Source organism: Spirosoma rhododendri, assembly GCF_012849055.1.
Classification (GTDB): Bacteria; Bacteroidota; Bacteroidia; order Cytophagales; family Spirosomataceae; genus Spirosoma; species Spirosoma rhododendri.
Genome location: NZ_CP051677.1, coordinates 3,628,939 through 3,650,739 on the forward strand (window position 1 = coordinate 3,628,939; position 21,801 = coordinate 3,650,739).

At 53.2% G+C, this 21,801-nt stretch carries 20 protein-coding genes and 1 other RNA gene; 5 read left to right on the plus strand and 16 right to left on the minus strand.

Annotated elements, in window-relative coordinates; genetic code table 11:
- Positions 1–261: 261 nt before the first annotated feature.
- The 5 genes from HH216_RS15070 to ssrA all read right to left on the minus strand — a co-directional run bounded on the left by HH216_RS15070 (position 262) and on the right by ssrA (position 4,411).
- The gene (locus tag HH216_RS15070) at positions 262–2,208 is read right to left on the minus strand and encodes a hypothetical protein (RefSeq protein ID WP_169548917.1); all 1,947 of its coding nucleotides are present in this window, start codon (positions 2,206–2,208) and stop codon (positions 262–264) included.
- Complete coding sequence (locus HH216_RS26895) at positions 2,127–2,330, minus strand: AAA family ATPase (RefSeq protein ID WP_169551555.1); 204 nt, start codon at positions 2,328–2,330, stop codon at positions 2,127–2,129. Before HH216_RS26895 ends, HH216_RS15070 begins: the two co-directional genes overlap by 82 nt.
- A complete protein-coding gene (locus tag HH216_RS15080; RefSeq protein ID WP_169551556.1) occupies positions 2,323–2,793 on the minus strand; it encodes a hypothetical protein in 471 nt (156 codons plus the stop codon). Before HH216_RS15080 ends, HH216_RS26895 begins: the two co-directional genes overlap by 8 nt.
- A gap of 3 nt (positions 2,794–2,796) precedes the next feature.
- Entirely contained in the window at positions 2,797–3,726 is a 930-nt protein-coding gene (locus HH216_RS15085) for a hypothetical protein (RefSeq protein WP_169551557.1), read from the minus strand.
- A gap of 312 nt (positions 3,727–4,038) precedes the next feature.
- Positions 4,039–4,411, minus strand: a transfer-messenger RNA (tmRNA) gene (gene ssrA, locus HH216_RS15090).
- A gap of 465 nt (positions 4,412–4,876) precedes the next feature.
- Here ssrA and HH216_RS15095 point away from each other — a divergent pair.
- Complete coding sequence (locus tag HH216_RS15095; RefSeq protein ID WP_169551558.1) at positions 4,877–5,518, plus strand: hypothetical protein; 642 nt, start codon at positions 4,877–4,879, stop codon at positions 5,516–5,518.
- Between the two features lie 236 nt (positions 5,519–5,754).
- Here HH216_RS15095 and HH216_RS15100 read toward each other — a convergent pair whose 3' ends face one another.
- From HH216_RS15100 to HH216_RS15115, 4 genes are all read right to left on the minus strand, one after another.
- Positions 5,755–6,726 carry an alpha/beta hydrolase gene (locus tag HH216_RS15100; RefSeq protein WP_169551559.1) on the minus strand — a complete coding sequence of 324 codons (972 nt, stop codon included), beginning with the start codon at positions 6,724–6,726 and terminating at the stop codon, positions 5,755–5,757.
- Between the two features lie 540 nt (positions 6,727–7,266).
- Positions 7,267–9,459: a TonB-dependent receptor family protein gene (locus tag HH216_RS15105; RefSeq protein WP_169551560.1), complete on the minus strand. Its 2,193-nt coding sequence runs from the start codon at positions 9,457–9,459 to the stop codon at positions 7,267–7,269.
- Between the two features lie 236 nt (positions 9,460–9,695).
- Positions 9,696–10,250, minus strand: a complete 555-nt coding sequence (locus tag HH216_RS15110; RefSeq protein WP_169551561.1) for a hypothetical protein — start codon at positions 10,248–10,250, stop codon at positions 9,696–9,698.
- Positions 10,251–10,349: 99 nt separating this feature from the next.
- Positions 10,350–14,360 carry a glycosyl hydrolase gene (locus HH216_RS15115; RefSeq protein ID WP_169551562.1) on the minus strand — a complete coding sequence of 1,337 codons (4,011 nt, stop codon included), beginning with the start codon at positions 14,358–14,360 and terminating at the stop codon, positions 10,350–10,352.
- Between the two features lie 181 nt (positions 14,361–14,541).
- Between HH216_RS15115 and HH216_RS15120 the strand changes: the two genes are divergently transcribed.
- The 3 genes from HH216_RS15120 (at position 14,542) to HH216_RS15130 (ending at position 16,126) form a co-directional block, all read left to right on the plus strand.
- On the plus strand, positions 14,542–15,114 hold the full coding sequence (locus HH216_RS15120; protein ID WP_169551563.1) for a DUF6252 family protein: 573 nt from the start codon (positions 14,542–14,544) through the stop codon (positions 15,112–15,114).
- Positions 15,115–15,284: 170 nt separating this feature from the next.
- Positions 15,285–15,638: a hypothetical protein gene (locus HH216_RS15125; RefSeq protein WP_169551564.1), complete on the plus strand. Its 354-nt coding sequence runs from the start codon at positions 15,285–15,287 to the stop codon at positions 15,636–15,638.
- 77 nt (positions 15,639–15,715) lie between these two features.
- Complete coding sequence (locus HH216_RS15130) at positions 15,716–16,126, plus strand: hypothetical protein (protein WP_169551565.1); 411 nt, start codon at positions 15,716–15,718, stop codon at positions 16,124–16,126.
- Between the two features lie 8 nt (positions 16,127–16,134).
- Here the strand turns inward: HH216_RS15130 and HH216_RS15135 are convergent, their stop codons facing one another.
- A complete protein-coding gene (locus HH216_RS15135) occupies positions 16,135–16,905 on the minus strand; it encodes a hypothetical protein (RefSeq protein ID WP_169551566.1) in 771 nt (256 codons plus the stop codon).
- A gap of 218 nt (positions 16,906–17,123) precedes the next feature.
- On the opposite strand from HH216_RS15135, the gene HH216_RS15140 reads away from it, so the two are divergent.
- Positions 17,124–18,479, plus strand: coding sequence for a sensor histidine kinase (locus HH216_RS15140; RefSeq protein WP_169551567.1), 1,356 nt, complete (start codon positions 17,124–17,126; stop codon positions 18,477–18,479).
- 110 nt (positions 18,480–18,589) lie between these two features.
- Here the strand turns inward: HH216_RS15140 and HH216_RS15145 are convergent, their stop codons facing one another.
- The 6 genes from HH216_RS15145 to HH216_RS15170 all read right to left on the minus strand — a co-directional run bounded on the left by HH216_RS15145 (position 18,590) and on the right by HH216_RS15170 (position 21,752).
- On the minus strand, positions 18,590–18,916 hold the full coding sequence (locus HH216_RS15145) for a hypothetical protein (RefSeq protein ID WP_169551568.1): 327 nt from the start codon (positions 18,914–18,916) through the stop codon (positions 18,590–18,592).
- A gap of 100 nt (positions 18,917–19,016) precedes the next feature.
- Positions 19,017–19,454, minus strand: coding sequence for a hypothetical protein (locus tag HH216_RS15150; RefSeq protein WP_169551569.1), 438 nt, complete (start codon positions 19,452–19,454; stop codon positions 19,017–19,019).
- Positions 19,455–19,602: 148 nt separating this feature from the next.
- Positions 19,603–20,073, minus strand: a complete 471-nt coding sequence (locus HH216_RS15155; protein ID WP_169551570.1) for an OsmC family protein — start codon at positions 20,071–20,073, stop codon at positions 19,603–19,605.
- Positions 20,074–20,094: 21 nt separating this feature from the next.
- Positions 20,095–20,418, minus strand: a complete 324-nt coding sequence (locus HH216_RS15160) for a cupin domain-containing protein (RefSeq protein ID WP_169551571.1) — start codon at positions 20,416–20,418, stop codon at positions 20,095–20,097.
- A complete protein-coding gene (locus HH216_RS15165; RefSeq protein WP_169551572.1) occupies positions 20,415–20,933 on the minus strand; it encodes a GNAT family N-acetyltransferase in 519 nt (172 codons plus the stop codon). The genes HH216_RS15160 and HH216_RS15165 overlap by 4 nt, the downstream gene beginning before the upstream one ends.
- 192 nt (positions 20,934–21,125) lie before the next feature.
- A complete protein-coding gene (locus tag HH216_RS15170; protein WP_169551573.1) occupies positions 21,126–21,752 on the minus strand; it encodes a pyridoxamine 5'-phosphate oxidase family protein in 627 nt (208 codons plus the stop codon).
- Between the last annotated feature and the right edge of the window lie 49 nt (positions 21,753–21,801).

Genomic DNA, 21,801 nt, shown 5'->3' on the forward strand with positions numbered 1-21,801 from the left:
AGCAAAAGTATATTATATATAATGTAATTTTGCTATATTTGTATAGACGAGAGTGTTGGAATCAAAAGCTTACAATTGTGATTTTCGATGTGTTACTTCTCAAACTAGCGGCTTGGATACTACGTGAAAGAAACGTAGCGAGATGTAAAGACATTAGTAGGAAAGATAATAATGACCTATATGCTATGGCAGAACGTATTGACTCAATCGTCAAGCGCATGAAAGGCCACTATCAAAGTATAAGATAAGCAGATGAACTATTCATCGTTCAAAAGGTACTATAGCCTTATAACCGAGTTTTATAATATGACAGTTTAAACCGCTGGTTGCGCTTCTAAAAACGCTCTCTTCGTTATGGAAAGACGCTGCCACAATGGACTGACAATTTTTAAAAGAGGCAAGTTCTATAAGCAGGTTACGAAGACTCTGATCTGACATTGAGTGCTGCTCTGGTTCGTCCATAACAATTAATCCAGGGTGATTGCCATTATATAAGTCAGATACTTTAAAGAGAGTACAAGTATATGCCCATATACTTCTTACAAAATCGCTAGCTGAACTGTCGTATCTTATATCGTAACTTTTTTTGTTTCTACTGTCTAACTCTTTTCTCAAAGCTAATCCTTCTACTGAAGGCTGGTATTTATCAAATGAAATCTTTATTGAGTTAGGATCTTTACTACTGTAATTAAATTTATTTAAATATAATCTAAAGTAACTTTCCATGTCACTATGTTTTCGAGCATCAAGATGCGATAACATAGCCTTTGGTAAACGAGCTTCATCATTAAGAATAGATGTGAACTCATCAACTAAAAAAACTATTTCATCTTTTAAGCTATCAAACTTTTTGCTAAATTTTACATAAAAATCTAGTCTTTGTCTTGATATTATTTTTCTCTCAATATCAGCTTCAGAAGGTAATCTATCGTCAGACATTAATGTCTTTTTGATTCCTCTTAGTTCACTTCTTTGGTTACGTAATGTAGTGGATAGAACTGCTATATTAGTAGTATTACGATCAATATTTTGTTGTGCCGTGTCTATATATATTTCAATCATTTTTTGCTGAGCTTTGAGGAAATCTAAATTTTCGTCAGCAGTCATTACTCTCTGATTTATATTCTGTGGTAATAGAGATCCATTAATGTGTTGATGACACGTAGGACACGAATCTAAGGATACTGAAAGATCAAGAGTACTACCAAGTTTTTGTAATTTGATTTCGGCTTTATAACTCTCAACGTCTTTTTTAGTATCTTCTAACTGACTTTTTAAGTAACGAACTTTCTCAATATCTTGAGAGGTTTCCTGTGTTAATTTTCCATATAAAATACTGCCGTCGGATATTGTTTCCTCTAATTCTAATAACTTCTTTTCGAAATCATTGGATCTGTCTTGCACTTTCGGGATGGCCTTATTCTCTAATGCATTGTATTCTTCTCCGAGAAGTTTTAAATATTCGTCAATAGATAAAACTCTATTCTGATGATTAATTGTAAATCTAATTAAATTGAAATCTTCTATCTTTTCTGGTTTTTCAGGGTAGCCTCTTAAAATGCAATTTCCACTATTGGCGAGTTCCTTTAATCTAATCTTTAAAGTGTCCCATTTATGCTGTAATTGCTGCTTTGCTTGTTTTAATTCTTGTTTTTTTATATCATTCTCAATAATATCCATGTTCAACAAAAATTCTGCTACTTTACTTTCGACACTCCTTAAGCCAAAGTAAGGGATCGTAGCTAGAAAGTCGGACCAGCCTGATTTTTGTTCTATAAAAAAGGCTGGGAATACCGTCTGAATATATAGTTTAGCCTCATTGCCTTGTGCATTATTAATAGAAGGAAGATGCCACCCTAAAAAGTTTTCTAAGTATGCATGAAAACCGTGTTGCTTGTCCTGTGCTGCATTAGCGTCGAATAGATAGTAGTTCTTCAAAGACATACTTGACCTATCTTCTTCGGAACCAGTTAGATATGCCCCATCGAATACGTCGACAAGTTTATAATCTCTATAAGTGCTTTGCACACTACGCTTAGTGGTTATCGTTCGATAATTTTCAATTTCTAGATATACGTAGCTCTCGGTAACTTGATGATAACTCTCCCCATCTTCTACAATATCTTTCAAAACGGACTGCATAGTTTTTGTGCCTTGCCCCCCAAAAGCTCCTCCATGCCTAATCCATGGAGTATTGCTTGAACACATGTACTCTTTCCTGATGTATTGTTCCCGTATATAATATTTAAGCCGTCCCCAAATACTATATCTCTGCCGTATTTTCCGTCTACGGTGAAAACTTCAATTCTTAAAGCTTTTATTTTAAGCATCTTTCTGAGCCCAAGTGGCTATCTTTTTTAGTTTATCATCTGAAATGCCCTTTCCAATAGCAATTAAAAAGGCTTTCTCAGATGGTAAAATTTGTGGATCATTCTGAATTAATTTCAAAAATTGTTCTCCTTTCTCCGCTATGGAATAACTAGCCTTTTCTATGGTTATTAATCCTTCGGAAGTGGCGTACTCCAGAGCTCGAGTTAGAGCAGGTTCTAGTCCCCAAAACTCTATATAACTTGAGAATCTTGATGTGATTAAATCTCTAACTCTAGACTGATTTTGTGGATTCCTTAATGCCCATACAAAGAAATGTATCTTTAAAGGGGAAGCTTTAGATCCTCTAGAGTTGAGTTTTAATATTAATAATATTAAAACTATTTTAGAGTGTATCCTATAATTTATAGATACAGCTAAAGGTCGTTGCTTAAATGTTATTTTTTTTGTTTCGACTATTTCCATCTTCTATTCAAAATCAATGTGACACTCCAACATCCATTTGCTTACAACTTGATCAGATATTGTATTGATCATTGTTTTACTTAGTTCTGGAAATTCTTGCTCAAGCACTACTTTAAGATCATTATTTATATCTCTATATAGTATGTTTGGGTTTTCATCACTTATCATGCATTTTGTTGCTACGCTATGTTCAAAAGAACTAATTAGTCGAACGAAGCTTTCGTATTTTTCCGGCAGTCTAGTTTCCCATTGCCTGAGAATATCACTTCCCAGTAAATAGTTTTTTACGCAATGATTTGTTAAAGATTCAATTTTAATTTCCCTATTCGGCTTATTAGGAGGCAATACGGAACCATATTTTCTGATTGCGTTTTGGGTGTATGAAATTTCAGCATCTTTCCAATCAGATATATATTCACTAGTAATATCTATGCTCTCTTTTATATCTAACTTGAATTGAAGATGTTTTAAAGCAATCGGAATTTGAGCTGCATAGTCATCTAACTCATGCACATGAACGAAGAAATCATCATGTAAGATGCTTAACTTTTTATCTCTATATTCAGTTGCTTTTTTATTGCAGTATGCATGAATGTCTTTGTTTCTATACTCTGGCGTTATTAAGATCCAGTCTTTGATTTTATTGTCCATCAAATGTGATTTTAGATCATGCTCATTTTTTACCAGTTTTGATAAGTCCTTATTGATTTTATCTTTCTGTTTGTCAGTTAAATCTGCTGTTGTAGTATCATCGTCAGGACAATAGCACTGAAATACCCTGCCGGACAAGGTATATCCTTCTATTCCAAGATCGCCATGAACTGTAGCGTCCATTCTGCGATATCTTTCATCTGCATATTTATGCTTAAGACAAATTTGAATTAAGCTTTCCCAAGAATTACCATCATAGGGACCAATACTTGTTTGAAACATGCTACTTTTAAAATATTAAATAGATTACTATACTCTACTTATTTATAAAATTGTATGAAGCAACTAGAAAGACCAACACCAAATATGACATTGATCTATGAATAGATTCATACATCATCGAATGCATCTACAACATCTCGAACTATAGAAGAATAATGTAGATGAATATTACGTAAAAAGCCCATCAAAATACTTCCTTTCGACGGTCTTTCAAAAGTTTTAATTGCTACTAAAATGTACTTTTTTGTTAGGGTACATATTGTAACCACAAAAAACCCCGAAATTAGCCTAATTTCGGGGTTTTTGGGGTTTTTGTGGAGACGGAGAGATTCGAACTCTCGTCCAGTCAAGGAAACCGACGTGCTTTCTACATGCTTAGGTCAGCTTGGGATTGTCGGGAATCAGCCCGGTGCAGACCAGACCTAGCATCATCCGTAGGTGTTTTTGTCTCGCCCGTTGTCAACACCATTATCCGGACCAGCGCTGCGTGTCGACGCCCCCTTATCCAACCAGCAGCACGTAGGTCGGGGAGACGATGGCTATTGCTTAATCCTCCGGATTAGGCAGCCATGGCGTAGTTATATTCGCCAGTTATTGTTTTGACGATTTGTTCGGTCGGGAAATTCCGTCAACTCCCGGCATGCTTACCCGCGACCTCTGCAAGCTGTCAATTCCGGTCGTCCCCAGAAACGACACCCGCTTGGGGCGTGTAAGATAGAACGGCCCTGCCCGCCGAAAAGTTCAGAAAACACCCATCTATAGACTCGCCAACGGCTTTTTTGCCCGTATCGGGCCTGTGTCCTAGCGGTCTGTCTGCCCGTTTCTGTCGGTCAACCGGCCCGGTTCCGCTATCGCCCTGCTGAATCCGGGCGCTTGTTCGGGCAGATCAACCGGTAATCAGCGGGATTACGAAACGGATAGACAGGCCGGGCTTGAAACGAATTTGTTGTCAGGCAACGGTACGCAGCAGCTGCGGTGGTCGTCTGTGGTACTGTATCGACGTTGCTTCGTCCCGTTGGCTTGTAAAGCGTAGACCTGCGTAGTTTGGCGGTTAATTCTGTATTGAAATAAGACAATAAATTATAAACTAATTCGCATAAAATTGGTTAGTAGAGCATCAACGAACTAGAAAGCTTTTCCACTTAGCCGCATGACGCTCACGCCGTTTGAAACCAGTCTGTACGACCACCTGACGCCTTTCTTCGCCAGTCATGACTACGCGCTTATTCCGGACCGGAAGCAGTACCGGCAGCTGGTCGATACGGGGTTCCGGAACGTGATTCTGTCGGCTTCATACTATGAGGATGAGGTACGGCTGGAGGTGAACTTTGGGTGCCGGAATGAGCAGGTCGAGCAGATTGCCCAGCAGTTTCTCAACAACCTGACCGAATACCGCACCGACGCCAACACGGTGATTCTGTCGATCGGCAAGTTCAGCGGCTTCCAGTATTTTCGGTACAAGATTCATTCGTCGGCCGAGTTGCAGGCCGTTTGCGAGCAGATCGAGTCGTTTTTCAACGAAGTCGGGTTCGATTTTCTGGGCACCGCCTGTACGCTCGCCACCCTCGACCGCCTGCTCAACGAGAACCCCAATCAGCCCTGCCTGTACGTCTACAATCAGACGCACCGCTGCTACAAAGGCTTGATTGCCGCCCGGCTCTCGCACAACCCCCACTTCGACGGGCTGGTCGACAGCTACCGTCATCTACTCACCCGGCAGACCCAGAACCCGTACGAACAGGTTCATTTCGAGCGGCTCGTCGCGTACCTGCGGCATTACTCAGCGAACTGATTTCGGTTTACGGTATACGGTTTTCAGTTCACGGTGGCTACCGCGCGCAGTTGCGGTTGCAGGTATTGGCGTCGTGAATAGGTTTGTCCCCGGCAGCATCTTGCTGTCGGAGCCGTCAGGCTAGGTATCGGAGAATTTGTTAGCCGCTAACGCGGCTCCGACAGCAGGATGCTGTCGGGGACGACGTAGCTACTGTCAGACAGACCACCGAAAACTGTATGCCGTATACTGAAAACCTATATCCCCGCAAACTGCGCGATGACGGCGGCAAAACCGGGCGTGACCGGCAGGGTGGGCTGGTTGTAGGTCTGGCGGTTGCCGATCAGGCTGGACCCTTCGTAGTTTTTCAACTGATGCGTCATGCGGTTGAACAGGACGAAAGCCGCGTCGGGGCGGGCGGAGCGGAGCTGTTCGGTGTCGACGGGTGATAGCTGAGTGTCGTTGCCCGCCTGAATGATAAGCACCGGGCCGCTGAACGCTTTGAGTTCGCGGGTGGGGTCGAGCTGCATCCAGGCGCGGTAAGCGGGTTGGTTTCGGGGGGCAAACTGCGCTTTCAGCTGTACGCTCTGCGGGTGTACCGTCTGTCCCGCCCGGAGTGAGTCGAGCAGGCCGAGCAGTTCCTGGCGTACGTCGGCCGGACCCGTAGCGGGCATCAGCCGGTCTTTCAGCAGATCGGCCAGGTTACGACCGGCCCCGGCCAGCGAAATAAATTTGTTGGCCCCCGCCTGCCGGGCGGCCAGCATCCCCACGAGTGATCCTTCGTCGTGCCCGGCAACGATCACCTGCCGAAACCGTCCGTCGGCCTGAAGCAGCCGGATAAAGCCCACCGCGTCGCTGATGTAGTCGTCGGGGAGGGGGGGCTGGGTAAGTCGGGTCAGTGCATCGGCGCGGCTGGGTCCTGAAAACCGCTTGTCGTATCGGGCCACGGCCAGTCCCTGCGTAACCAGACTATCCGCCAGTAATTTGTAGGTGTTACCCGTCAGTCCGTACGGGCTGTTTCCGTCGCGGTCGATGGGTCCCGTACCGCCAACGATCAGCACGACCGAGCGGTTTTTGGGTGATCCGGCGGGGATGGTCAGCGTGCCGGTCAGCGTCAGGTCGACGTTGGCGGGCTGGGTGATTTTGTACTGAATAGCTTCGGTCGTCTGAGCATTTGACCGGTAGACGAAAAGGCTGACGAATGCCAGGATCAGCGTAAAACGAATCATACGTGAACAGATGTGAATGTGTCGCAAGTTATAGCCGCGCGCAGAATCGGCGCAATACACAATCCACAAAAATGACACCAGCCGCTAATGCTGACTTGTTCCGTTTCGTATACGGTAGTCAGTATCGACGGCTGGTTATGAAGTTACCAGACAAGACTGTCACTGGTTACTTTTTCATCATTCTGACAACGGAGGGATCTTCGGGAAGGGCAAACAAAACCGCGATCCCTCCTGTCGTCGAAATGACAAAATACTTACCCCCAGCCCCGACCCGTCGGACCGCCCTGAAGGGGGAGCAGTTCATTTGCGGAATGCTCCCCCTTCAGAGGTTGTTTGGGGAAGGAGTTTTTGGCATCCCTCCTGCGTCGGGATGACAAAAAAGGCGATTCTAGGATCCTGAAATCGTTCCCCAAACAACCTCTCAGGGCGGTCCGACGGGTCGGGGCTGGGGGGTAAACGAGCCAGTACGGAACAAATCTTTTGAAGACCCCTGCACTGTCGGTGATGAGGTGTAATTGTCTGAAAAGACAAACAGCTACACTAAATACGCAAGCCAACTGAAACCGTACCGTTGCGGCCGTCGGAGGGCCATACGCCGGGGCCGGGGTACATGGTCGGGCGTTTGGTGAAATACTGCGTGTTGGTCGCGTTGCTCAGGCTCCCCCGAATCGTTATGTGTTTCCCAACCGACCAAGTGGCGTTGACGTCGAGCAGGCCATAGCCCGGCACGGGGCCTTTCGCGCCGTTGGCGGTGGGGATGGGCGTGTTGAGCGCGTCGGAGAAGCTGCTGCTGACGTAACTGTACTGCGTCGTCAGGCTAACCGTCCGGTAGCGAATCGTCAGGCCGTTGCGGGTTGTCCAGGTGGGGGCTGACTCTACTTTGTTGCCCACGACACTGACGTTCTCCGCGCCGTTGGTGACGCGCCCGTTGATGTAGCGGGCGTCCATGTAGGCGGTCGACGTGAAGGCGCTGACCCTTACCCGGCCGGTCCGCAGGAGATCCGCTTCGAGCAGGGCTTCGACGCCCCGGGTGCGGCTGTCGCCGATGTTCGTACGCAGCACATAGGCCGTCCCATCGGCGTCGGTGCCAACAATCATCCCTAGCCGGTTGCGGTACAGCAGTTCGTAGACACTCACGTTGGTGTGCAACCCCGACCAGTAGCCGTTAATGCCCGCTTCGAGGTTGTAGCCGTGTGCGTCGAGCAGGTTGTTGGCCACGCGTTCGTAGGTCGATGCCGGGATGATGTCTTTAAACACCACCGGCCGGTACGCCTGCGACCAGCCACCGTAGAGCTGAACCGTCGGCGACAGTTTGTACTGCCCGCTGATACCCAGCAGGGCGAAGCGGTGGGCGATGTCGCGGGGCAGGTTGGCCGGGTCGTAGTAGGCGATGGTGCCGCGCATGTCCGTCTGCCCATTTTCGACGCGAATGCCGGGCGACACGGTAAAGCGGGGCGTCAGGTGAAACTGGCTTTCGGCAAACCCGGCGATGTTGCGGGTGTAGTAGTGCAGGTCGCGTACGAACGGCCGAACCAGCGTCAGGTCGTAGTCGGTACCCGTCGTGCCGACGCCCAGTTGCTGCCGGTGCAGGTCGTTGTTCATACCCTGCACACCCACAGCCACCGTCGCCGGAATGCCCAGCACCGTGTACTGATGCAGCAGTCGTACTTCGGCCGTGTAGCTGTTGAAGTGGTCCTGATCGACCTGCCGGTTGCGGTATTGCCCCGTCTGCCGGTTGATAGTGTCGGGAACGGTAGCAAACGCGTCGATCAGCACACTGTTCCGCGCACCCAGCACCGCCGACACCGTGGCCGACAGCTTCGTCCGGTCAGACAGTTGCCAGTTGAGCCGCAGCGACGGCACGTAAATGTCGGGGCTAAAGTAGTTCCGCGAGCGGGTCGACTGGCGCGGGTCCTGCGCAAACTGCGCGTCGGTCAGCGGACCGGGTACCTGCGTGCGGTACATCGACCGGCCGAGTTCCGCCGACAGTTTCAACCGGGGCGTTGCCTGATAATCGAGGCTGACAAACTGCGCTTCGGCGTCACTGCGGGCGTTTTGTCGATAGCCGTTCTGCCCGCGCCGGTAGTAGTAGGCGTAGTAGGTGAGTTTGCCGGTGCGCCCGCCGATGGCGTTGTACGTGCTCAGCAGCCCAAACGACCCGGCCGCGTTGATGCTCTCGAACCCCAACCGCCGGGTTGTGTCGGCGCGTTTGGTGACGTAGTTAATCATCCCGCCAAACTGCGCGCCGTATTGCAGCGACGCCGTGCCGCGCACCAGCTCGACCCGGTCGATGCTTTCCATCGGTGCCGAATAATGGCTGGCTGGGTAGCCGTACATATCGGAGTTGGTGATAACGCCATTCTGCCGGCTGTTCAACTCCCACGACCGGTGCGAATCCAGTCCGCGCGTCGAGACATTCAGCTGATTGCCGGTGCCGTCCATGTCGTAGACGAACAGACCGGGAACCCGCGCCAGCAACTGCCGCGCCGTTTTCTGGGCAATGTTGGCGTCCTGACCGGTGATCGAGATGATTTCGCTGCGTTTCCCCGCCAGGAGGTACGTGCCTTTTACGTCGGGCAGCGATTCGGTAACGGGCATCCGCCGACCTGCGACCGACACGGGGTCGAGGGTCTGGGTACGCAGGGTATCAGCGGGCGTTTTGTGCTTGGCTGGCGCCTGAGCGTGCAGCGTCAGCGACAGTGCCAGCGCGGCACTGAGGAAGAGGTAGTTCATGAAAGATCATTCGTTTGAATTGGGGAAATGGGCCCTCACCCCAACCCCTCTCCCAAAACGGGAGAGGGGCTTTACCCACTTTTCAATTGATGCCTGTTATAGGGTTACGTACAGCTATCCATTCTTCTCCCTTTTGGGCGAGGAACTAGTCTTGTAATGCAGCAAGTCACCCCTCTCCTGTTTTAGGAGAGGGGCCGGGGGTGAGGTCAACCGTTGCTGGGGTGAGGTAAAATCAACTACAAAACGAATGCTTCCGGCGGGGGCGAATGAACGGCGCAGGGGCGCGAGGGTACGAAAACTACCGGCTCCGGGATGCGAACGGCCGCTACCCGTTCCAGACCCGGCGCGGGAAGGGTGGGGCGTTGGCTGGGTGAATACTCTTTGAGCAGCAGCTTCAGCAGCGAGTTGCCCTTGTGGTCGGTAGGGGTAGACGCTGCGCTGATGTGCTTGTCGAGGAAGGTCAGCAGGTCGGCGGACCAGAACGAACGGCGCCCCGTTTCCAGACCGGCGATAAACAGCGTATCGTTGCGAACGTCCAGACTGACCACGCCGTAGTCGTGGCCCCGATAGCGAAAGCCGTCTTCGGTGGTACGAACCAGCGCCCGGCTGTCGGTCGACGTTTTCAGCGCGATCTGAAATTCAACAATGCTGTCGACTGAGCGGTAGACCGTCAATCGCCCAGAAAGATCTTCCTCCGCCTGCCACCAGTCGACCATGCCGACGACGCACTGCGCCAGCGAGTGGCACAGCAAGAGGGCAAATAAACCGATGGCGACGAATCTGACGGGCATACTGACGTAAACAGCACGTCAAATCTACAAAAATAGTCGGAGAGTTACTCAACGGCTATTGCAGCGACCGCATCACCATCTGCACCGTAACTGGCCCGATCAGGCCCGATTCGAGCAACGGGGAGTCTTTGGTGTAGTGTTTCCAGGTCGCAAACGCCACGCGACCGCCGGGGGCTTGGGCTTGCCTTCTTTGTACCAGTCGGGCAGGGCTTCGATGGCACCCCCGCTCAGGCTGGCAAAGCCGCTGCCCCCCGCGCCGGGCGTGTAGCGGGCTTCGTCGGGCAGGTATTCGTCGCCGATGAGTCGGTTGGGCCACAGATTTGTCACCCGGATGAGCAGTTCGTTTTGACCGGGTTTCAGCGCGTCGGTGATGTCGATGCGGTAAGGGCGGCTCCAGAGCGTACCCAGTTCGGTTCCGTTAACAACGACTTCGGCAATGACCTCACACTGCCCCAGATCGAGCAGGTACCGCTGCCGGGCGGAGTCTGCGTTGGCCGGTATCGAAACCGTGTGCTGGTAGGTAGCCGTCCCCGAAAAATGCCGGACGCCGGCGTCGGAATGCAGGTGCAGCGACGTGAGCTTTGGCAGGGTAATCTGCTTCGGTGCTCCTAGATTCGCGGGAAACGCCACCGTCCAAGGGCCGGACAGGGAGAGCGGTTGGGCAAGATTGCCTACGCGTATCGTGACAGCTTTGCCCGCCCCACCGACGGCCGTATAGTTGCCAGGTTGGCGGAACAGCAGTAGCGGTCTGGGGTGCGAATCGAGCAGCACGACCGGATCGGTGGGGGGCGTGGGGCGGGGCTGTGCGGCCAGTTGGCTGATTTGCGCGTCGGTCAGCGCCGAGGGGGTCAGGACGGGCGGGGTCATGTCGCCGTTGTAGAACGACGCGCCTTCGCGCAGGTACGCCTGCCCCACGCCCGGATGCACGGCCTTACCAGCCTCCTTGCCTGCCTGAATCAACTTGCCATTGACGAACACCGACGGAATGCCGTCGCGATACACAAGCGCGACATGACTCCAGCCCGAGAGGGCCGCCGGTGCCGCCAGCGTCAGTACGGGGTTGCCTGCGCCGTGCTGCCAGACCGCCACGCCGTTACGCCCGATGGTCAGGCCTGCCGTTTCGTGGCCGTCGCCGTAGAGTGCGCGGCCCGGCGGGGGATAGATGGCGTAATAGTCCGTCCACGGATCGGCGATGTGGTCCATGAAGTTGCGGGTGCCGAGCATGACGTTTAGTTCCGGCTTGGCCCACAGGCTGATTGTGAAGTTGTTGACAACCTGCGGGAAGAGCGTGCGGGTCTTTGCCGGAAACGGTGTCGCGCTGAGCAGCACCTGCCCGTTTCGCTGAACCGACCTGATGGCCGGACCGGCGGGTTGCCGAAAGGCGACAAAAGCCGACCCCGCCGGATCAAGCCGGAGCGCGACGCGGGTGGTGGTGCCGTCCGTATCGAAAACGGGCAGCGGCCCCCGGTTACCGTTGAGTGGGTTCCAGTGCTCGGGTTGGCGGTTACCGACGCGAAACGTACAAACGAGGTCTTCGGCCGTCCGGCGTTGATTGGCTAGAAAATACAGGTCGGTGTCGCCCACGCGCCGGTGAATCCACGTAATCGGCGCATCGCCTGACCGCGACGAGATTTGCACGTCGGGGCGGGTGTTGAGTTGGGTCAGCAGCGTATCGAGCGGCATTGTACGGACGACCCGGCCGCTGCCCACCGTGCGATCGTTCTGGGGTTCGGCTCCCCACAGTTCGGTTCGGATCGCGGCAAACTCGGTTTCGTCGGCGGGGTTACGGTTCAGACCGGGTGTTCGGCGGGGTGGGTTGCCTACGATGCACAGCCCCTGCCGGATCAGCTCGCGCAGTTTGCGAAGCATCGGCAGGGTCATGGCGTCGGGATTTTGCAGCACCAGTATCCGGTAGCTCATGCCGTCGGGCAGGGTCAGCCGGTTGTTTTTTACCGTCGCTTTCGTCAGCAGCGTTTCGCCGTTGATGAGGTCGTAGTCGTAGCCGTCGGGGGGCGCGGGTGTCAGCTCGTCGGGGCTGACGCGGGTGTAGATGCCGGGGTCTTCGCCGGTGAAGTACGCCAGATCGGCCACGAACAAACCCTGCTGCAACAGGTATTGGCAACGGGCGATGTAGTCGAGCCACGCCCGGCCTACCGGCCACCACGTATTCGTGCGGTCGAGGTGAATGCCCCACGGCCCCATCGTCATACCCGGCCGGGCGGTGGGGTGCGGCTGATGGGCGTAGCGGTGGAAAATGATCCGGTTCAGCCCCTGCGCGAACATCTTGTCGCCGAGGGCTTTCATGCCGAACGGATATTCCTGCCAGCGCGCCGACTCCGGTTCGCCTGTGTACGACTCCGCCCCGACGATGGCCTGCCCGTTTGTGTGGGCAATCGAAGCGGCCAGTTTGGTCGTCCGGCGCATAGTCCAGTTGTTCTGAAAAAGGGTCGACAGCCCGTTCCAGAATTCGCCCATGTTAGCCCCGACCCGGCTCCCGATCTGCATTTCTTCCATCGGCCCCCGGTCGTAGGGCTCGGCGTAGGCAAGGATGTCGTGCTGCTGGCAGAATTGCCGAAACTGCCCATAGTACGCATCGGCCATCAAATCGGCCTGCGCCCGGCGGAAGTCCCACAGAAAACGTTCGGTCGTGTCGGTGCTGTCGATCACGCGGCCCGTCAGGGTGGGCAGGTAGTTGGTCAGGTCATAGCCCGCGCGTCGGCGGAATTCGTCGGGGAAGCGGGCCGTCCAGTTCTGCATTCCCACTTCGTAGCTGTCAATCAGCAGGCCGACTTTCCCGCTTTTGGCCAGCGGCCCCAGCGTCGGCAGCAGTTGTTCCATCATCTTGTCGAGGTGAAACGTGATCGCGTCGGGGCTGTATTTGTCGCATTCCAGGCCGATGCCGGTGTCGGGAGCCGAGCGGTTGAGCGTGCCGATGGGCGTAAAACCGATGCGCAATATTGTCCAGTTGCCCGCCGGAGCGTCCCAGCGCAGGTTGCCTTGTTTGTCCATCCGGTCGGTCAGGTCGATCAACTGATCGGGGCGGATGGCGTTGGTCGCGGGGACGGCGTCGGCGGGTGGGGGCGGGATGTTGTTGAAGCGGTCGTTGGTTTTTTTGCGCCAGTCGGGCAGGCGGGGCGTAGCGGAGAAGCTGAGTTGCGTTAGTTGCCGGGCCGTTGCGGACGTCAGCCGGAAATGGCGGTACCGGGCGGGCGCAAACTCCAGCAACTGCGGTTCCGGCTCCGGAGCCGTCGAGAATGACCCGTTGGCGATTGACTGAAACGTCGTGCCATCGGCTGACCCTTCCAGCGTAAACGGTGTACCGCCCCGCCCAAACGTCATGCTGCCACCAGCTGCCGGGGCGGGGGCTGGTACACCAGCGATGGGCTGACTGATAAACGACAGCGACCGGGCGTCGTAGGGCTGTTTGAACGTAATCAGTACCGACCCCGTGCCACCTTCGCCCGGTTGCATGGCCAGGCCGTTGGCCAATTGATCCACCACCACGGCCGTCGTGCCGACCGTGATTTTCTCGACCAGCGTCGGTAGCGGTTCTTCACCCGGCAGGGCCGGGAACGCCAGCACCCGGATGTCCTGATAGTAGTTTAGCCGGGTAATTGGTTGCGGCAACGGCATCGATACCGACTGCCCGCCGGTTAGCCCGGTTTCGCTCCAGACCACCTGCTGCATACTCCGGTCGGGCGTAATCCACGGCCCCCCGCTCGACGACCAGCCGGGGCAGTTGTGCATCGTAAATTCCAGCCCCAGCCGCTGCGCTTCGCGGATGGTGTGTTTTTTCAGTTCGAGCCAGTCGGGACTCAGGTACACCAGTGGTCCTTTGGGAATGCCCGTTCCGGCGTCGAAGTTCTGAAACCCGCCCAGACCGATCGTCTGCATCGCTTCCAGATCGCGGGTAATGCCGTCTTTTGTCACGTTGCCGTTCATCCAGTGCCACCACGTATGCGCGCGGGCCGACATCGGCGGTTTGGCAAAGGCGGTGGCCAGATCATCGGCGGGGGCGGTGGCCTGACTGGCCCGGACGATACCGGTGGGCGTAATCAGCGCGACCAGACTGGTCGTGGCACTTTGTTTCAGAAACGTACGGCGTTGCATAGGTAAGGAGCAATAGCGCAAGTAGAAGTAGAATTACTTATCTACCTACCTACAGTTGCCTACTGCCGGTTCGCCCGCTCTGAACCCGTCTTATAACGCACCCACGAAACGTAGCGTGGCGAGATCGATAGTCATTCCAACGCTTATCATCCGATTCTGGTCTACTCTGAAAAGCACAGCTATGAAGACGGGCAAATGGCTTTCGATGGTATTGATTGGGCTGGTAGGCTGCTCAAAACCCACCCCAGATCCCCTGGTCAGTGAGGATACGACGGCGACCCTGAATGGGCAGGCCTGGCGTGGTTTTTCGACTACCTGGAAAACCACGAATGACTCCTGTGGCCTGAACACCATCAATCTGGCTATTCAAAACAAGTCAGCGTATCCCAAGGCGCGCAGGCTGGCTCCGGCCAATTGTGTCGGCTATTGCGGGGATCAAGTCCTTACCTTCACCCGAATCCCGCCGGCGGTTGGCGTGTACACGCTGTCGACCAGTCAGCCCTGCTCCGTGGGCAAGCAGCAGGTAGGCGTGAGCTTTGTGACCCTGATTGGCGGTGATGTACTGCGCGATCAGTACCAACCTGACCTGACCAAGACGGGCACGATTACGATTACCAGCTACGACGCACGAGGTGGTACAATCGAAGGTACGTTCGAGGTTACGTTGGTGCGGGACACTCGTCGGCAACCCACGTCCGATGCTGCCGAAACCGTCCAGTTTCAACGTGGCTCGTTCAAAACGGCGTTGCCCTGATTAGTTTCTACGCTTTAGCTGGCCCACTTCCCCGTCGGAAGATAAAGGCAGACGGATAAACCCAGTTATCTCATGGATGAGCTTTGTAAGAAAACGCCGTTTGCAGCAGATGGCTGAGTAATGCGTAGATTGGATAGCTCAAGTAGCTGAATTTGCCAATCCACTCCCTGATGACTAACCCACAAGCACTCAGTCGCTTCTACCTGGCCCTTGTTCCTTTTGTGGCCGCGGGTGTGGCCCTGGGAATCGGTCATAGCAACCCCCGGCTTTATCTCCCCATCTGGCTGGCCCACGCCCTGCTGATGGTATTCGCCGTCTGGCGGTTGGGGAAGAATTGCTTCACCAGTCCCGATCCCGACCAACGGCAGCTCGGCCTTATTGCCCTGTTGATAATTACGCCCTGGATTGGTTTCACGGTTTTCGCCGGTATGGGGCCTCCTCCGACGACAATACCGCAATGGGTAACCACCGCTACCGAACAACAAATCCGGTATGCGCTGCTGATCGCGGGGGACTTTCGATAACGCTTGGCCTGGCCTTACTGGCCGACAAACTTCGCCGGAGCGGGCAGAACACATACGCCTTACTGGGCTTGCTACTGATGGGCACAGCACTGCCGTTGTTCATCGCCAACATGGCTTACTGGGGAAGCTTTTTGGTAGAATCGTTCGCTCATTTTTCCGCTGGCTCCATCGCCAAACGACCGGATTGGTACCTGGCGATGCGAGCCCTGTTTAGTTGGATTAGCACTGTGGAGGTAGCCCTTTTCTATTTGGCTACGGCTGCGGTCGGCGCAGGGCTACAAGCGGCCGGTTGGTTGAAAACCGGCGCCTGTCGGGTTTATATTTTTCTGAGTCTGGCGGGGGCTTTGCTGAGTGTGCTCCCCACGTTTTCGCTGGAACCGCTGACGATTGTGACTTACCTGGTGTCAATCCCTGCTTTCCCGTTCATTATGCCCTACCTGATGGCCCTCAATTTATTGAACGTCGCCAATCGCAATGCTGGTCAGTAGCCGACGGATCAGCTGGTACGATTATCCTGAATACACCCTATAAATTGAAGCGTTGGGCTGGTTTCCATGTCGCGGGGTGTGCACGAACCCAACGGCAACAAGTCAGACCCGGCAAAGACCGTCAGGCCGGATTGCTGGCTCCGCGTAACGCCGGGGACAGAATAAAGCGAGCTCACGCGGGAAATGATTCGTGAGCGCATTGCCTGATACTGCACCATGTCCTGCGTTGATTGATCTGAGGAAATCGGGGGCTTTCTGCTGTCGTTCAGGACGACCTGAAGGCCGTACTTATTCGCTGGGTCTGACGCGGCATTCCAATGAGCCGCCGTGGCAACCTGCACGCAGGTCATGGGGGTTTTGGTGGCGTTTTCGTTCAGCCACAGTTCGAATTCATGCTCGAAGAAATCCAGTGCCAGTCGAACGATAATGCTCAGGTTTTGCTCGTTCGGCATTTCGGAGGCCAGGATGGCAACGGCCGCCAGCAGTAACTCACTGTAAGCATACTGTCCGCCAACAAAACTTTTGGCGACATCCAGAACGGGGTCAACCGGCCAGCCGGGATCACCAAACTGATGCCCATCCGGCGAGACATAGCGGTAGGCGTCAACCAGGTCCTGCGTCATGTCCGGGTCGGTGGATTCGTAAACAATACCACGGGTGGTTGCTTCTACTACCATGTGCTGGTTCCCGACTTTACCAATGTACTGAGTGGTATGGGTATAATCGCCCTCATCGATCAACAAAATGAGTTTATCGAGCCAGGATGAACCGGCGGACAACAGAACGTCACCAGGTTGTAAATCGTCCAGTGTTATTCGGGGCGGGTTTGGGGGTCTTAGCGGCATGGCTGGCGTTGGTAAAATTTAACGGTAAATACACGTAGGGTCGATAGTAAACGTACGACACGGTCAAGTTCATTACCATGAATAGCCTCGAAACTAACTATACTTCATTCGGTGACGACAGGTCGCTCCGCGCTGAATACCGTGATGAGCTAATGAAGCGAATTATACGGATTGTGCGCTATGCCGGTCCGTTATATCTGGCGATTGGTGGCGGTCTTTTTATCTACGTGGATCTTTTCGTCAGCAACATTCCGCAAGGGCCTTACTGGCGGGCACCTTCGTTACTCCTGACGGTTGCGCTACTGGTTTTTATCAATACCCGATTTAAAAGCAACCACGAGTTAATTTACTACACGTACCTCTGCTATCTATTTTCACTGAGCCTGATGATAAGTGGACTGTTGTGGTCAACGTTCTCCAGTGTCCCGCTCGCAAGAAGCTTCAGTGCCCTGACAGTAGCCGTTTTCATCGTTTATATTAGTTCCTCGGGCGGTTATAAACTGTTGCTCCTTCTGTACCTGCCCATGCTGCTTTTGCCCCTCGCAATCATGATTACGTATCAGGTCGGCATTGCCTCCATGATACAGTATTCGAATGTATACAGCTTGATTATTCCCTGTCTGATCGCTTCACAGGTAGACGAAAATCTACGGTTCAAGGAATTCAGCAACAGGAAAATTGCCGAATACGAACGGAACAATGCGAACAAAGCCTACCAGGAACTCGCTTCTACGCAAGCTCAACTTATTCAGAAAGAGAAGCTTGCCAGTCTGGGTGAACTGACCGCTGGTATCGCGCACGAAATTCAGAATCCGCTGAACTTCGTTAACAACTTCGCCGAGCTCAGTGCTGAACTGGTGGAAGAATTGAAGGACGAGACGCAGGCCGGGCGCACTGATGAGGTGCTGACGATTACTGATATCCTGACGGAGAACCTGCGAATGATTCACCACCACGGCGTGCGTGCGTCGGGCATTGTCAGGGGTATGCTCGACCACAGCCGAACCGGCTCGGGCGAGAAGCGCCCCACCGATCTGAATGCGCTGGTAAACGAATACCTCACCATTGCTTATCAGGGCATCCGGGCTAACAACAATGGCTTTAGCTGCCAGATTGTCAAACAGTTAGACGCCACAGTCGGTCAGGTAGTGGTAACGCCCCAGGAATTGGGGCGGGTATTGTTGAATTTGTATAGCAATGCCTTTTATGCCGTGTCGAAACAGGCTCAGCAAGGCGATGATCCAGTTTACAAACCAGAAATTGTGGTCAGCACACAGCGGCAGGCCGGTGCCGTACTGATTGAGGTGCAGGACAATGGTATGGGGATGGCGGAGTCAGTCAAGGCGAAGATCTTTCAGCCCTTTTTTACAACCAAGCCCCCCGGCGAGGGAACAGGCCTGGGCTTATCGCTGAGTTATGACATCGTGACCAGGGGGCATGGTGGCTCGCTGCTGGTGAATAGTCAGGTGGGGTCCGGCAGTATTTTCACCATCCAACTGCCTCAATGAGGTTAACCAAATGACCGGACCTGTCCCGATTTTATAGAACGGATTAACGAAAGCACAATCCCTGTTCTTTCAGGCAGATTTTGTGCTTTCTGAAGAATTACGGTCGAGCGTTACTTCTGTTTCTTTTCGCCTTTCTTCGTCGTTACGAGTACGACACCGTTTTTACCTTTCTCTCCGTAACGACTGATTAAATCGTTGTTTGAATCAGGGGAAAGAACAGTTACAGTTTGAATGTCGTTGGGGTCAACGATCGGTTTGCCTTTTTTCTGTGGAGCGGCTACTTCAACGTTATCGACAAACCAGAGCGGTGGGCCGTTTGCACCTTTGAGAAAGGCATTCGCAGCTGGTGTCGGAGGAACACCATTACTGACTTGGCTACAAGTTGTGAGACTAAAGCCAGAACAGGCGATCAGTAAAACCAGGATTCGAGTTTTCATAGTTTAGATCGTTAAACGTAAGTGTAAGCGCATAAGCCGCTAAGCATGAGATGAATACTGATCTATAATGAAAAATTAACCGGGGAGTTTTGTTACTGGCTTACGCTGTTTTTGGCGCGGGAACGATCAGCCGCCATTTGCGCTGATTCCAGAAGCGGTGCCATATGCCGGCCTCATCTGCTTTGTAGAAGCCTGACTTCCGCTCCGGTTTGCCGGGTTCAATCATCGTCCAGCAATCCTGTTTCAGCAATTTCGTCAGCTTGTGTATCGTTCCTGCCTGTACATCGTGGGTTGTGCCGGGCAGGCGCTTGACCGTCGTTAGTGCGAACTGGCCGTCGTCGGTTGGTTGCGCCACAATCTCGACGTAGCCGCCCGATAGGATGGTGCTGCGAAAGGGCCATGGGTGGTCGTGAAACAGGGCATCGTCAGCCGCCGTAAAATGGTGCAGTACCCGGCCACCGCCCAGGTGGTATTTGGTAAATGTTTTGTTCATCCGCTCAATGCGGACAATACTCTCCGGGGTTAAATAGGACTTCATGCGTTTTCGTTGATGCAGGCTTCGGGTCTGTAGCCGATAAGAAGTAGCCGGGCTACGCGTATAACGAACTGTTTACCCACTGCTTTACCTACAAAATAATGGCGCAGGTAGTTGCCAGCAGTTGTCCTTTGTGACCCTGTGGTTCTACTTAAGCACTGATACAACGCGGCTGATGATGCACCGGGAAGTTGCAGGAGTTGGCGATGAAACATTTCCGGTTGGCCAGCTCGTGCAGGGCGTTCGCTTTGTCGATCATGCTGGCGTCGGCCACCGTAACGACGGGATAGAGCGTCACCTGCTGGAAGCGTCCTCCGCCGTCCGCCGTTTCGATCATCACCCCCGTTGCGTTATCGACGTAACCCGTCACGATAATGCCCGCTTCGGCGCAGAGGTGCAGATACCACAGCATATGGCAGGTCGACAGGGAGGCCACGAGCAGCTCTTCGGGGTTGTAGCGCGTACGATCACCCAGAAAAGACGGGTCTGACGAACCCATAATATCCGGCTTGTTTTCGACCGAAACCGTGTGGCTCCGCTCATAACTTTTGTACGAACGAGTTCCCTGCCCGGTGTTGCCCGTCCAGGTTGTCGTGACGGCATACTGATGTGCTTTGGCCATGGTACTACAGAAAATACGGTGCTACGCTTCTTTGCCACCATCGGGGCCGTAAAAGAGCACCCAGGTTGCGAAGTCGTCGGGGAAGTGCCTAAATCGGTGGTCGGTGCCCGCTGGCACAACGAGCAGATCACCTGGTTTGACGGCCATCTGACACCCAGCCGGATCAAACGTGCCGGTGCCATTGGTGATGATATATACCTCATGGCGGGGATGTGGCTGCTTGTCGACGCGGTCAGGTTTGTAAAAGTCAACGACCAGACTGCCATGCGCAAACAGGTTGATAAACTCAGCCGAGTGGCGTTGCAGGGCGAGTAAGCCGGTTGCGAGGCTAAGGGGCTGGTTCATAGCGTCAGCTTCATCATAATGTCTGTCTGCTCGTCGGTGCCCAGTTTGAAAACGTGCGTATCGAACGGCACAAAACCGTTCTTTTTGTAGAAGGCTATCGCGCGTGGGTTGTGCTCCCAGACCCCCAGCCATACGTAGTCGACAGCCAGCTGCCGGGCAATCTGCATGGCTTTTTCGTATAACAGCTGCCCTACTTTCTGGCCGTGGAAGGCGTTCAGTACATATATGCGCTCGATTTCGAGAGACTTTTCGCCTTTCATCTCCGTCTGCGACTGGCCGACGTTCAGTTTCAGATAGGCGATTACCCTGCCATCGAATCGGGCAAAATAAAATTCAGAACCAGCACTGTTGAGTTCGGACGTCAGGGTTTCGGTCGAGAACTTTTCGGTTAGGTAAGCGTCCATGTCGGCAGCTGTGTTGCTGGCTGAAAAGGTTTCGCTGAACGTCTGCTGGCCAATAGTCTGCAACTGATCGACTTCGTTCAGGCTTACTTTTTCTATGATAAAATTGGTCATCGGGTGTGCTGGGGCTGCGGATTTTGGGTCGGGAGAGTGCTAAATTAATATTGGGTTCGGTTCCACAGACAAACGGGTTGTCCCCGGCAGCATCCTGCTGTCGGAGCCGCGATAGCGGCTAATCGGGTAGCTACAACTTAGCCTGCGGCTCGACAGCAGGATGCTGTCGGAGACGAATGAACATCAACACTGCTAGTTAACCACCAGATAATCCGGCAGCGGAGCCGTGCTGTAATCGGCCGGAACGGGCGGTAGTTGTACCGTTTTCAACGGAATTACCCCCGCCCAGGTTGGCAAATCGCGGTCGGCGGCATCGTCGTTGGAACTGCCGGTGCGCACTTTCGCCGAGGCTTCGGCCAGTGAAAAAGCCAGTACGGTTGTTTTCCGCATCTCGCTGTCGGTCGTCGGGCGCAGGTCGTCCCAGCGGTTGGGAATCAGGTGATCGGTAATCAGGGCCAGCGCCTGCATTTTCTCGGCTTCGTCAGTCACTTTCTCCGCCTGCGCAAAAATTACTACCGACCGGTAATTGACCGAGTGATTAAACGCCGACTTCGCCAGTACCAGCCCATCGGCCAGCATAACCGTGATACAAACTGATGCGCCGTTTTCAATGGCCCGGATGAAATGGCTGCCCACCGAGCCGTGAATGTATAGTTTGTCGTCGTGCCGGGCGTGGGCGGTGGGCAGGGCGAACGGTTGCCCGTCGATTACGGTACTGACCGTGCAAAAGAGGGCTTCGTCCAGAATGGGGTATATCGTATCGGCGTCGTAATGAGCACGCTTGGCTAGTCGGCTGGGTGTCGTGCGGGTTGTTTGCATGGCGTTTGGTGGTTTATGCTACAAACCTCGATCTTTACCGGACTAGCTG